Below are 12,541 nucleotides of genomic sequence, written 5' to 3' on the forward strand. Positions count from 1 at the left end.
GTTTTGAATGATTTAAAAGTCATAACATGAGATAATCCCGGTAAAGGGGGCATCAATGATGAAAAAGCTTCTAGTTTTAAGTCTATTGTTATTACTACCACTGACGGGATGTCAAAAGAATCCTGTGACGACGAAGAAAGAAAGTACTACCACCGAGATAATTACAAAGAATCAACAAAATTTCAAAAAGCTCAAAAGAATATTTCAGTCATCCATACGAATGATTTTACCGGGGATTATTTGGGACCTGCCAACACATTAACTGAATTGTTGGAGAACAGAAGTAAAGGTTACGCTGTAATCAAAGGAACGGTTTACAATTTAGAGTCAATGTCTGAGCCTAAGAATATGGTTTGGACTAAGACTTCAATTCGAGTTGATCAGGTTTTAACTGGAAAAAAGAGTCTAAAGGGGAAAACTTTACAAGTTCCGTTAAAAGGTGGCCTGAGTACGACGGATGAATATTATCAAGATATGAAAAAGCCGGACAAGAATCAAAAGATACTAGTTCAAAATGATATGGCTCCACTACCTAAAATTGGTTCACAAGTTATTATTCGACTAGAAAAAGTCGATTTAACCAAAGAATCTGATTACACCAATTATTTGAAGAATAGTGGGTTCAAGGAATCCACCGCCTACAATCCTTTTTATGAGCAGAGTAATTTGTGGATCAAAGAACCTGGTAAGAAGAAATTTGTTTTGAACAGTTCTTTAATTAAGCATCAGCAAAAAACAAATGGCATGGATTATGCTGCAGGGATGGAAAAACTAACTCAAGAAATCAATGCCAAATATAATAAATGAGTGATGGCTATTTTAGTGAATCCTCTATCAAATTTTGATAAATAATTAAGTGAAAAATATAAAGAAAACGCGGTACAACATTGGTTTGACACGTGCGATAATATGGATGAGGAGAAGTGCGAATGAGAAAATTACTGATGATGTTGACTCTCTTATTCCTAAGTCTATCCGTAGCATGTTCTAAGAATTCTCAAGTGATTGACAAAGATGGTGCTAATAGTAATCAACTGGTTATCAAGAAAAATCAGAAGAAGTGGCAAGCAAAAATTGCTAAAGCTGATATTGTTCATAGTGAATTCGAAGTTACCAAACAACCCGTTAGTAGAACGTTAGATAACTTAAAGAATCATAATCAGATGGTCATTAAGGGAACCGTCAACAATTTGGAAAAAATGCACAGTCCTAAGGGCTCGGTTTATACGAAGGCGACAGTCCAGGTTGATCGAGTTTTGAGTGGGGATGAGTCATTGGTAAATAAGCAAATTCTCCTAGCTTTAGAAGGCGGGTTAGTTTCATTTGATCACTGGTATGGTGAAAAAAGAAATCTGGATCGGGAAATGTTGATCAAAAATGATGAATTTCTCCTCCCTGAGATAGGTTCACAGATCATTACCGGTCTGGTACCTCACAATTTAGATGAGCCATTGGAATATAATCAAGCGTTGAAAGAAAGTGGCTTTACTAGTCAGAATTCATTCGCAATTAATACTCCTCAATATAATTTCTGGGTCAAAGATCCAAAAGACTCAAAGTACCAATTGAATAACCCTAAGTTAAGAAATGGCGAAGATAGTTTGGCCAAATCACTACAGAAATTAACGAACGAAATCAATCAAAAATATAATACAACACAAGAGAGCGGGACATAACATGGTCAGCTTTCGAGCATTAAGGCAAATAGCACCGGGTAATCGTTCTTTGATTACCCGGTGCTATTTGTTTTAAGCGGAGAAAGCTATGTTATGTTCCGCGTTTATGCTGCAAGTTTAGGAGTAAAAAGTAGTTATGTCCCAAACTCTTTTCTTTAATTCTCCATCAATTCATTAAGTAACTCTTTAGCTGATTCATGAAGACTATCTTTTGATTTATCGTAGCCTAGATGAGTATAAATTTCACCAACATAGACTTTGTCTTGATAGAGTTTATTGAAGACTCTGTCAATAATTGGACGAGTCTTTTCTTCTTCTTGTACAGGTCCAAATGGATTGGCGAAGAAGGTTGTACTCATGCCGACTTCATCGGTTGTTCCTAAGGCTTTACGTTTTCCGGCAATGAAGGTAGCCTTAGCTTTTTCTTCATTAGGGAATTGATGCAAGCCAATTTCTGCATCGTAATTGTTAGCATAAACCCACATGTCGATTGAATGATGTTCGACTACATGCTTGTAGGTGTTAGCTGGTAAAATAACTCGGGCGTTCTTTAGCTCTGGATTCAAATAGATTCCGCGGTCCATGTTATTGAAGGCAACAGAACTACTCAAATCATCTAGTCGAACGAAAGCACCAGTTTCAGTTCCTTGGGCATAGACGTTACCATCTTTGTCGAAAGCAAAACTGCCCATATCATCGAAAATAGTTTCGATATTGATGATCTTATCGTCCGCAATTTCTTGAAGTGCTTCGATAGATTCTGATTTACCAGCACCGGAATCACCAAAGAAGACAACAGATTTAGTCTTACCATTTGAGAAACTGATATTGACCATAGAACCGTGAATTGGTAAGCGGTCTTCGTAGATCATATGAAGGTTGTGAAGTGTTAAGCACATCTTCTTCATGTAACCGAAGTAAGTTGTTTTATCGTTATAAGGAACTTCGCCGACCCAAATATCATTGTCAGTGTCGTGATAGTAATGACAAACATCACCTTCAGTTTCTTTTAAACCAAAGAGCAAGATTTCATCAGGTTTTTGGCCCTTGATGCTTTCTTGATCAGCGACTTCAAACAAGTTGGCCAAAGCAATCCCACTGACAAAATAATCACGGTGGAAGTAAATGAAGGCTAGACTTTCACCAATTTTTGCAGGGAAGCAGAACCAATCTTTTTGTGTACCATCGAATTTGTCGATAGGGTTGGTAGAAACTTCACTGAAGACACCTTCACGTTTATTACTCTTAGTGTGCATCATCATTGGTGGGCGTAACATTAAAGTATCCAAGAAGCGAATACTCTTGAGTGATTCATATTTTTGTGGGGTATTCCATTCAATTGTTTGTGTTAAAACACAAGCGTTGGTACCAGCGTTGACTTGACGGTAGGCACGATTTGAAAATCCTTGGACTTTCTCTTCGATAGTTCGATATAGTTGAATGACCACCTCATTGAAGCGATTATCAATATTCATGAAGTTTCCTTTAACAATGGCACTGTTGTGCTTGTTGATAATAGAAACTCGGAAATAGGAACGGTAGTATGAATAAAAATCCTCAATACTCTTGAGAATCTGTTCATTGCCATATTTTTCATAATTAACTTTATCATCGATTAAAATTGCTTTTAACATATCGATGTAAACTTTGGCAGTGAGGCCTTCAACTTTATTAGCAGCGGCACGTTGGCTCTCTTCCAAATATAAATCTACTAGATTGTAGAAACCTTGACTATTAACTAATTGGACTAAGCTTTGGATATATTCCTCACTGTAGTTAATTACAGCAACTGATCGGTCAGGGTTAATATAAAACGCCTTAGATTCCATTGCTTTTGGTGACTTTGACATACTAAGTTCTCCTTTCAAATACTGGACTTAAATAATAGTTTATATCATTTTTCAGAAAACTGATAGCAAAAGATTAGAAGCAATTTAATACTATTGAAAGATATAGAGTGATAAAGGCTAGCGTGACACTACTTTTGAGTTGGCAGAAATTCTTTTTTTGAAAAATAAAATCATTTGATTAAAATTACTGTAATTAAAAAACACCTCGTAAATGAGGTGTTTTTATTTAGTCTAAAATTTGACTGTACTTTGTAACAGTATTAACGCCATTATCACGTTCGAGTAAAGTTAAACTTGAATTTTTGGGGCTTTGAGTCAAATCAAACTTGCCGCCACCAAAACGTTCGGTGATTGAACGAATGGTTGTTCCATGGGAAACTAACAAGACTTTGTCGCCATCTTTAGCAACTTCGTCAATTTTTTTGAAACCGCGGTTGATTCTAGTCCAGTATTCTTCGGCATTTTCAGCATCGTGGAAAGGATCGGCTGCTTTCATGAAGTCTCTAGTTGCATCCAAACCGTATTTAGTTAGGATATCGCCAAAATTAGTCTCTCCATGAGGTTGACCAACGATAAACCAAGCTTCAGAAGAGTTCATACCTTCAAAATAACCATAAAATTGTTCTCTGAATTCCATCAATTTAGTTGGATTTAATTGTTCTTTGTTTTTATTTTCATCAACGATCAACTTGCAAGTGTCGATGGCACGTCTAGCATCTGATGAAAAGGCAAGGTCAAAATCGACATCTTTTAAAGCTTTAGCTGCTAATTTTGCTCCCTCTAATCCCTCTGGAGCAAGGGGCGTATCGGACCAACCTTGCATTTTGTTGTATTTATTAAACCAAGTTTTTCCATGGCGAATCATGTAAATTTGGTATTTAGCCATATTTTCCTCCTCAAACTTTGTAATTTTCATTTTACTACATTAGAGAAGAGATTGATTGTATTTTGTTACTCGATTTACACCGTTATCACGTTCCATGATTGTTAAACTAGCATTTGCGGGGACATCATTTAATTCAAAGTCGCCAGCTTTGTAGCGGTATGCGAGACCTAAAATAGTAATACTGTGGGTGACTAGTAGAATCTTGTCGCCATCTTTAGCAATTTGGTCGATTTTCTTGAAACCACGATCGATTCGATTCCAATATTCGGTCGCATTTTCAGCATCGTGGAGTGGGTCGGCGTCTTTAACAAAATCCATGGTGGCGTCAAATCCATATTTGGCGACGATTTCAGCAAAGTTTTTAGCATGATGAGGTTTACCGATCACAAACCAAGACTCATCAATACCCCGTCCTTCATAGTAGCCGTAAAATTGTTCACGGAATTCGGATAGTTCTTTTGGTACGAGATGATTCTTATTTCTTCGGGTGATGATGCGGCAAGTGTCAACGGCTCGTTTCATATCAGAAGTTAATGCGGCCGCAAAATCGACATTCTTTAAAGTTTCGGCAGCCTTTTGTGCAACTTCCACTCCTTGATCAGTCAAAGGTGTATCAGACCAACCTTGCATTTTTTGATATTCGTTGTACCAGGTTCTCCCATGTCTAACTAAATAAATTTGATATGCCATAAAAAACGCCTCCTAGTACGCCCATTTTACTATATATGAGTCTTATCTTTAGTAATTTTGCTTGCGGTTGTATAAAGTAAAGTTATTGAGTAGTGGAGGTAATAATTGATGAAAATTGCAGTAATTGGTGCTAATGGTAAAGAAGGTTCATTGATAGTTAAAGAAGCTTTGAGTCGAAATTTAGATGTCACTTCAATCGTTCGTGATAGTAAGAAGGCGGTCACTGATAAATTCTTAGTTCGGGACGTCTATACACTCCAAAAGGCAGATATTGAAAATTTTGATGTTTTGGTTGATGCGTTAGGATTCTTCGGACCCAATGTTAAAGAATATGTGCCTTCGACAAAACATTTAATTGATATTTTAAAAGGAACAAAGACACGCTTGTTAGTAGTCGGTGGAGCAGGTTCGTTGTATCTCGATAAAGAGCATACTAAACAACTTTATCAAACTGCTGATTTTCCAGAAACGGTTAAGCCATTGAGTGAAGAAATGGGTAAAGCGCTCGATGTTTTACGTGATAGTTCGATCAATTGGACATACATCAGTCCAGCAGCTGACTTTCAAGCCCAAGCTGAGAAAATAGGTAAGTATGTACTTGCAGGTGAAGAATTAACCCATGATGATAGTGGTAAGAGTGAAATTAGTTATGCGGACTTTGCGATTGCGATGGTTGATGAAATAATTTCCGCAAAACATCAAAAAGAACGCATTAGCGTTAGATGGTAGGTAGAAGATGAAAATTTTAGTAACTTATACTAGTATGACCGGTCGAAATGAAAAAATTGCTAAATATTTGGCAGATTATTTAGAGCAAAAACAAGCCGAAGTAACTTTAGAGCAAATAATTGATACTGATGCTTATGAGTTGGATGACTATAACGCCGTTATAGTCGATACATATACGTATAACGATGGTGAAGTTCCTGATGAAGCTAAGGATTTCTTTGACGATTTAGAAGACGTCGACTTACATCGGACTAAATTTGCTGTTTTAGGGTCAAGTTCGAAAGCTCATTTACATTTTGGTAGAGCGGTCGATTACTTTACGATGCAATTGAATTCTAGTAATGGTGAGCAAGCTGCTGACTCAGTGAAAATCGATCAAGACCCAGATAAGAATGACTTTGAACGAATTAATCGCTTGGCTGATACGGTTTTAAATAGCTTGAAATAATCATTTTTTACACAATAAGTAATAGCATCTATTTTCTATATGCAATGAATTTTAAAAATTCAGTGTATAGAAATGGGTGCTTTTTTGTCTTGTTTAAACTAATTAATTTTTATATCATGAAATGAATAGATAAAGGGGGGACAAGGGGTATGTCTAATTTTATGGTCATCGTCTGGATGATCTCGATAGTGGCAATTGCCGTTTATATTGTTAAATGGTTGCGGAATCGGCAAAATAAAAAATCTAATCGCCTGATTTTGAAAAAGTTACTGATCAGCGTTGTAGTAATGGTTGTCTCATTTGTTGTCATTGGAAATACTGGTAGTGATTCTAATACAAAAAAGAACACAACCACTAGTTCTGATACTTCTGCAAAAATCGTCAAAAAGACAAAATATATTGGCAAGGGTGAATATAAGATTGCCAAAAAAGAAAATCTTGCTTTGACAGCGAAAAAGAAAAAGTTAGCGCAACAAGAGGATGATTTACAGAGTCAACGTGATGATATTGAAAATCAAGAAGCGGAAGCTAAACAGCAAGCTCAACAAGCTGCAAAACAACAAAAGCAGCAAGCTGAACAAGAACAAAGACAACAAGAGACTAATCAGCAAGAACAACAAACACAATCCAATAATCAGCAAGGGGATATGAATACGGCTGATTCTGGAACGATTGTTGGCAATTCAAAGAGTCACATTTATCATGTTCCTGGGCAGCGAGGCTACAATATGAATTCTAATAATGCTGTTTATTTCAAGACGGAACAAGATGCAATTAATGCCGGATACCGGAGGTCAAAAGTTTGATGAAAAAAATAGTTAAGTTACTCGTTTTATTGACCTTAGTGTCTGGTGGTGCACTTGGTTCTGAACAGATTCAAGCGGCTTCTAGTAACAAGAGTAAGGTTGAAATTGTTAAGGATTATTCTTATCAAAAGAAAACTAAGAAATTAGTAACTAAAAATAAACAATTAAAACAAGATATTATTGATATTCAAAAAAGAATTGCAGAGGATCAACAATTTATTGATCAACATAACAATCAAACTCCGCAACAGACAAATACTACAACTGATTTAGCAAGTCTGAGTTATAACGGAACGCAGGAGATTATTGTCAATAATAACAATCCTAATTTTTCCCAAGAGGACTTAATGACCGACAATGGTGCTTGGCAAAAATATGGTGATTTGGATAATTTAAATCGAGTTACGGCGGCCAATGCGTTGCTCAATAGTTCGTTGATGCCAACTGCTAAACGAGAAGCGCTACATTGGAATCCAACAGGCTGGCATAATAAACGAGTTAGTGGAGGTTGGTTATACAATCGTAGTCACTTAATTGGTTATCAACTGACAGGGCAGAATAACAATCCTAAGAATTTGATGACCGGAACGCGTTCACTCAATAGTCCTGAGATGTTAGCTCACGAAATGGATATTGCTTATTATTTGAAACAAAGTAGATCCCATTATATCCGATATCGTGTCACGCCAATTTTTCGAGACAATGAGTTGTTGGCTCGTGGCGTTCAAATGGAAGCTCAATCAATTGGAGATAATGCAATTCACTTTAACGTATATATTTTTAACGTCCAAGATGGCGTTACAATAAATTATAACGATGGAACTAGTCAAATTGGCTAGAAGATTAAAAAAACTCGTCAATTGAAATAATTGACGAGTTTTTTTATGAATTTATTACTGATTGAATCTCCGTGCAGCACTGAGACTGTCACGTTTTCTACCATTAATGATTTCTTCTTCTAGATTGATTCTTCTATTCAATTCATTCAACCTCATTTGACCGTTAGCAGCAGTGATTTCAGCTTGCTTCTGTTGTTTTAACAAAAGTTGATGCCGCTTTAATAAAGCTGTTTTACCATCTTTTTGACAAAGTTTAATGTATTCTTGAATTCCTTTTAACGGCATACCTAATTCACGAAAGAATTTAATGCCCTGTAACCACATTATTGATTCGTCATCAAATTCACGTTGGTTTTCGATATTTCTTTTTAATGAAGGTATCATATTCAATTCAGCGTAATAGCGAATTGTAGGAACGGATAATCCAACTTTTTTACTAGCTTCAGAAATTTTAAGCACAATTAACACCTTCTTATCTAACTCAATCATGACAGGGTAAGACTCAAAAGAGTATAAAAAATTGGATAAAGAACTAGACAAACTGTCCAGAAGAAAATGCGACATAATTCGATTAGTGAGTTGGTGTAAATTGCATTTCGGACTGGATCCCAGGTTTATTTTTTATCTGTTTACTGTAAAAATAGAAAAAACAAGCAGTCAGTGCTAATGGGAATGTCATTAACAAAACCTTTCTGTATCTTTTATAGCCAAACCAGAATGAGAACTATTTTACCCTGCACCAAAAACACGATAGGGACTAGAATGCATTGAGCCCAATCGTGTTTTTTTCTGGACTGAATAGTGATTCTAGTAAAGTTCTTCAAATGTTTTCTGAACCATGTACATGTTGAAGCGTTATAACGCATTAGATTGTGAGTCAACTCAATCTTGTCTCGAAAAAATATTGGATTTCATTAAGAATTCACGGAAATAATTGCGGAAGACGGCATAAACACGATTTTGCAAAAGAACCTTCATCAATTCATCACTTTTTAAGTAGAAAATAAGATTAAATTTTTCATTTCTGATAAAAGTTAAACTATACTTAAAAATTATATTTGGCTAATATAATATTTTTTGAAAAATGTGGTCAAACTCAATAGTTATCAGGCACAGCTATTGTATAATACAACGTGAGGTGATAAAGGCATGATTAATACACCATATACTTTTCAGGATACAGATGCGTTTAAGAGTACGGAACGTCTGATCATTAAAGGCCGCTTCTTCGCTACAGCCGTGTCAGATTCATTCAATACTTTTAAACCTAAAAAAAGAAATATACACAAAATCTTGAATATCAAAAACAAACTATTAGTTCCCGAATTATTGGCAGTTAAACGAGAGCGGATGTCTAAATCGGTCTTTGCTTTTTTCCGAGGAACCGTTGATGTGATGCACTATGATTTATCACGCCATGAAAATAGTGGAATCAAAGTGTTAGTTGGTGGGGATGCTCATCTGGGAAACTTTGGTTTTTACGGTTCTTCAGAAGGACAACTGCTATTTGATATGAATGATTTTGACGAGGCCCATTTAGGTCACTGGGAATATGATTTAAAGCGGCTATTAGTCAGTGCTTTATTGGTAGCAAGATCGCACAATTTCGACGAAGCAGAAGTGCAGGAGTATTTACTTACTGTGGTCGATACTTATTTCGATACCCTCAAGCACATGACCAAAATTTCTGAGATGAAACGTTTTATTTTACCTAACACGCTTCAAAATATCACGGAAATATTTGGTAAGCTCAAAGATAATGAGGAATACTTCCAAGAATCTTTCAATAAGATGATTGCTAAAAGTATCAAAAAAGCTCAAAAAAGTAATTCAAATTTAGTAATAGAGAAGTATACTGAAGTAAATGATGCCGGTAATCGACTTTTTGTAGAAAATAAACCAGTCACACAACATATTAGTGCGGAGGATTATGAAAGTGTGGCTCAAGGATACGAAAAGTATAAGAAAAATCAACGCAGTGATGTTAGACTATTCTTAGAAGACTTTAAAATCATTGATATTGTCCGTCATAGTGTGGGTGTCGGTAGTGTTGGTACACTTTGCTATCTAATTTTACTTAGAGATTTGGATAGTAACTATTTAGTTTTACAGGCTAAACAGGCTCTCCCTATCTATAATAATGACGAATTGTATTTCGACACCAAAGTTAGTCAGGGTCAAAATATTGTTAATAGTCAATTGATTTTACAAAGTGCATCAGATCCATTTTTGGGGGCCTTTGATACTGAGCAATATAGTTTCTATATGCGTCAATTTAAGGATATGAAATCGTCTATTAATTTAGATAAATTAGATTTTGAATCGTTCAAGGATTATACAAAAGTTTGTGTAATTTTACTTGCCAGAGCACACTCCCATTCACCTAACTATCCACTTATTATAGGTTTCGGAGCCGAATACGCTGATATCGCTAATTCGTTGATGAATTTTACCAACAGTTACGCAACGCAAGTAGAGTACGACTATGAATCTTTCTTGAAGGATTTGAAAGACGAAGGGTAGTTTTTTAATGAAACGAAAATTTTATAATAGGGATTTAAGTTGGATACTATTTGATAACCGAGTAATTGATCAAGCCTATGATAGTGATGTTCCTTTGCTAGAAAAATTAAAATTTTTGTCAATTGCGTCAAATAACCTAGACGAATTTTTCCGTGTTAGAATGCACAATATCGATAGTTTGGTCGAGAACAATAAAAATGACAGAAGAACAAATCTCAGCGGGGATGAGATTTTAGATCTTGTGTATGAGTTCAATGCGCACAATATTGCTAAACAGTATAAGAATTATGATGCTTCAATGAAAGAAGCTAAAGATCGCGGTCTGTTTTACGTTTTAAAATATGATGAATTAAGCGATAAAGAAAAGAAGCATGTCAAAAAGTTTTATGAGAAGAAGATTCTCCCTCGACTAGATATGCAAAGATTTTCAAAAGTTTATAAGTATCGTCATAATTTGAACTTTTTGATGGAAACGCCACATCACATCTATACTTGTCCAGTGCCAGAAGATTTAGGAAGATTGATTGAAACTGGTGTGGATGACCACTATATTTTGATTGAAGATTTGATTCAAAAAGTTTCAACCGATTTAATCAGAAAATATAAGGTCTCTAAAACGTATGTCTTTCGAGTAACCTATGACCAAAATAAGCCATATGATTTTCTCGATAAGAATATGTCGGATGAAGAATACTTACAAAAAATGATCAACTACGTCGATACGCGTGAATTGCGAAAAATCATGCGGGTAGAATTTGACGGTGATGAAGAGAAAAAGGGCCGTAGCTACTTTACCAAGTTATTTGATATTAGTAGAAAGAGTGTCTACAAGATTCCTGGGCCGGTTGATATTAGATTTTTGAATACCTTAGTGAAGAATTATAAGAGTCACACTGATTTAGTTTTCGCACCTTTTAAAGCTTTACAGTGGAATCCCTCAAAGAATATCTTGGATTATTTGCAACATTCACCACTGTTTGTTCAATATCCTTACGATTCATATAGTGTCTTCATCAATTATTTGGAAGCTGCTGTCAACGATCCAAAAACGACGAAGATTTTTATCACAATTTATCGGACGGAAAAAAATTCTGATCTGTTGCGCTTGCTAAAAGAAGCGTCACAAAAAGGAATTCAGGTCACAGCTTTAGTAGAGTTACGTGCTAGATTTGATGAAGTTCATAATATTGAAGTTGCGAAAGTTTTGAAAGAAGCAGGAGTGAAAATTCTCTTTGGGGACAAAGTTAATAAAGTTCACTCTAAGATTTGTTTAGTTTTACATGGCGACAATAGAGGGTATGTTCAAATCGGAACTGGTAACTACAATGCCATCACGGCTAAAGGTTTCTCTGATTTGAGTTATTTTACAAGCAATCAAATGTATGTCGATGATGCCACGAAGTTTTTTGATCACTTAGTTAATGGAACTAAAGTTGATTACAATTTAATCGTTACTTCACCTGATAATATTAAAAAGATGATAATTGAGAACATTAAAGAAGCCACGAAAGCTTACTTGCGTGATGGCCAAGGTGAAGTCTTCATGAAAGTTAATGGTTTAACTGATGTTGATATTATCAGTGCTATTTATGCAGCTGCGCGTCAGGGATTGCCGTTTAGACTGATTGTTCGTGGTCCATGTTCATTGAAAATCGGTATTTGTGGTCCAAAAGAAGATATTCGAGTTAAGAGTATCGTTGGGGAATTGTTGGAACACGGCCGAATCTTTAAGTTCCAATATGGTAGTGATCACACTGACGTCTGGATTTCTTCAGCTGATATGATGACTAGAAATTTGGAACGTCGTGTCGAAATCGCGGTACCGGTGGTTGAAGATAAAGCCAAATTGAAATTATCAAAAATTATCAAGATTTTTGAAAAGGATACCGAAAATTCATACTGGCTCAATTCAGATGGCGACTATGTCAAAGAAGACGTTGAAAATGGTGTTTCAGCCCAACAGACTTGGTTGAGTCGTTTGAAGTGGAGAAAGTACATCAAAACAAATTAGATTTTGGGGATTTTTTATAGAATTCGTCAGGAATTCTATTTTTTTTGCCCAAAAATTGGGGATAAAAAAACTGCCATCAAAGT

12 protein-coding genes are annotated in these 12,541 nt (G+C 35.7%); 8 read left to right on the top strand and 4 right to left on the bottom strand.

Annotation, left to right across the window (positions count from 1 at the left end; translation table 11 throughout):
- Positions 1 to 108: 108 nt before the first annotated feature.
- Both EGT49_RS05980 and EGT49_RS05985 read left to right on the top strand, forming a co-directional pair.
- A complete protein-coding gene (locus tag EGT49_RS05980; RefSeq protein ID WP_135372509.1) occupies positions 109 to 807 on the top strand; it encodes a hypothetical protein in 699 nt (232 codons plus the stop codon).
- Positions 808 to 929: 122 nt separating this feature from the next.
- Positions 930 to 1,676, top strand: coding sequence for a hypothetical protein (locus EGT49_RS05985; protein ID WP_135372511.1), 747 nt, complete (start codon positions 930 to 932; stop codon positions 1,674 to 1,676).
- Positions 1,677 to 1,831: 155 nt separating this feature from the next.
- Here EGT49_RS05985 and EGT49_RS05990 read toward each other — a convergent pair whose 3' ends face one another.
- From EGT49_RS05990 to EGT49_RS06000, 3 genes are all read right to left on the bottom strand, one after another.
- Complete coding sequence (locus EGT49_RS05990; protein ID WP_135372513.1) at positions 1,832 to 3,526, bottom strand: phosphoenolpyruvate carboxykinase; 1,695 nt, start codon at positions 3,524 to 3,526, stop codon at positions 1,832 to 1,834.
- 226 nt (positions 3,527 to 3,752) lie between these two features.
- Positions 3,753 to 4,412: a histidine phosphatase family protein gene (locus EGT49_RS05995; protein ID WP_135372515.1), complete on the bottom strand. Its 660-nt coding sequence runs from the start codon at positions 4,410 to 4,412 to the stop codon at positions 3,753 to 3,755.
- 39 nt (positions 4,413 to 4,451) lie between these two features.
- On the bottom strand, positions 4,452 to 5,102 hold the full coding sequence (locus tag EGT49_RS06000) for a histidine phosphatase family protein (RefSeq protein WP_135372517.1): 651 nt from the start codon (positions 5,100 to 5,102) through the stop codon (positions 4,452 to 4,454).
- A gap of 108 nt (positions 5,103 to 5,210) precedes the next feature.
- On the opposite strand from EGT49_RS06000, the gene EGT49_RS06005 reads away from it, so the two are divergent.
- From EGT49_RS06005 to EGT49_RS06020, 4 genes are all read left to right on the top strand, one after another.
- Entirely contained in the window at positions 5,211 to 5,831 is a 621-nt protein-coding gene (locus tag EGT49_RS06005) for an NAD(P)-dependent oxidoreductase (RefSeq protein ID WP_135372519.1), read from the top strand.
- 7 nt (positions 5,832 to 5,838) lie between these two features.
- Entirely contained in the window at positions 5,839 to 6,279 is a 441-nt protein-coding gene (locus EGT49_RS06010) for a flavodoxin domain-containing protein (protein WP_135372521.1), read from the top strand.
- Positions 6,280 to 6,428: 149 nt separating this feature from the next.
- Entirely contained in the window at positions 6,429 to 7,085 is a 657-nt protein-coding gene (locus EGT49_RS06015; protein WP_135372523.1) for a sunset domain-containing protein, read from the top strand.
- Positions 7,085 to 7,924 (top strand): DNA/RNA non-specific endonuclease, encoded by an 840-nt coding sequence (locus EGT49_RS06020; protein ID WP_135372525.1) that lies wholly within the window; start codon positions 7,085 to 7,087, stop codon positions 7,922 to 7,924. Before EGT49_RS06015 ends, EGT49_RS06020 begins: the two co-directional genes overlap by 1 nt.
- A gap of 54 nt (positions 7,925 to 7,978) precedes the next feature.
- On the opposite strand, the gene EGT49_RS06025 is transcribed toward EGT49_RS06020, so the two are convergent.
- The gene (locus tag EGT49_RS06025; protein ID WP_167849770.1) at positions 7,979 to 8,383 is read right to left on the bottom strand and encodes a MerR family transcriptional regulator; all 405 of its coding nucleotides are present in this window, start codon (positions 8,381 to 8,383) and stop codon (positions 7,979 to 7,981) included.
- Positions 8,384 to 9,073: 690 nt separating this feature from the next.
- Here EGT49_RS06025 and EGT49_RS06030 point away from each other — a divergent pair.
- Together EGT49_RS06030 and ppk1 are read left to right on the top strand one after the other, a co-directional pair.
- The gene (locus tag EGT49_RS06030) at positions 9,074 to 10,447 is read left to right on the top strand and encodes a DUF2252 domain-containing protein (RefSeq protein ID WP_135372529.1); all 1,374 of its coding nucleotides are present in this window, start codon (positions 9,074 to 9,076) and stop codon (positions 10,445 to 10,447) included.
- A gap of 7 nt (positions 10,448 to 10,454) precedes the next feature.
- Positions 10,455 to 12,458 carry a polyphosphate kinase 1 gene (gene ppk1 / locus EGT49_RS06035; RefSeq protein WP_135372531.1) on the top strand — a complete coding sequence of 668 codons (2,004 nt, stop codon included), beginning with the start codon at positions 10,455 to 10,457 and terminating at the stop codon, positions 12,456 to 12,458.
- Positions 12,459 to 12,541 lie beyond the last annotated feature (83 nt).

Source organism: Companilactobacillus suantsaicola, assembly GCF_004745525.1.
GTDB classification, from domain to species: domain Bacteria; phylum Bacillota; class Bacilli; order Lactobacillales; family Lactobacillaceae; genus Companilactobacillus; species Companilactobacillus suantsaicola.

Coding starts and splice junctions, on each gene's coding strand:
- EGT49_RS05990 (WP_135372513.1), bottom strand. CDS start 3,526: ATGTCAAAGTCACCAAAAGCAATGGAATCTAAGGCGTTTTATATTAAC.
- EGT49_RS06015 (WP_135372523.1), top strand. CDS start 6,429: ATGTCTAATTTTATGGTCATCGTCTGGATGATCTCGATAGTGGCAATT.
- EGT49_RS06005 (WP_135372519.1), top strand. CDS start 5,211: ATGAAAATTGCAGTAATTGGTGCTAATGGTAAAGAAGGTTCATTGATA.
- EGT49_RS06000 (WP_135372517.1), bottom strand. CDS start 5,102: ATGGCATATCAAATTTATTTAGTTAGACATGGGAGAACCTGGTACAAC.
- EGT49_RS05980 (WP_135372509.1), top strand. CDS start 109: ATGTCAAAAGAATCCTGTGACGACGAAGAAAGAAAGTACTACCACCGA.
- EGT49_RS05985 (WP_135372511.1), top strand. CDS start 930: ATGAGAAAATTACTGATGATGTTGACTCTCTTATTCCTAAGTCTATCC.
- EGT49_RS06030 (WP_135372529.1), top strand. CDS start 9,074: ATGATTAATACACCATATACTTTTCAGGATACAGATGCGTTTAAGAGT.
- EGT49_RS05995 (WP_135372515.1), bottom strand. CDS start 4,412: ATGGCTAAATACCAAATTTACATGATTCGCCATGGAAAAACTTGGTTT.
- EGT49_RS06010 (WP_135372521.1), top strand. CDS start 5,839: ATGAAAATTTTAGTAACTTATACTAGTATGACCGGTCGAAATGAAAAA.
- ppk1 (WP_135372531.1), top strand. CDS start 10,455: ATGAAACGAAAATTTTATAATAGGGATTTAAGTTGGATACTATTTGAT.
- EGT49_RS06020 (WP_135372525.1), top strand. CDS start 7,085: ATGAAAAAAATAGTTAAGTTACTCGTTTTATTGACCTTAGTGTCTGGT.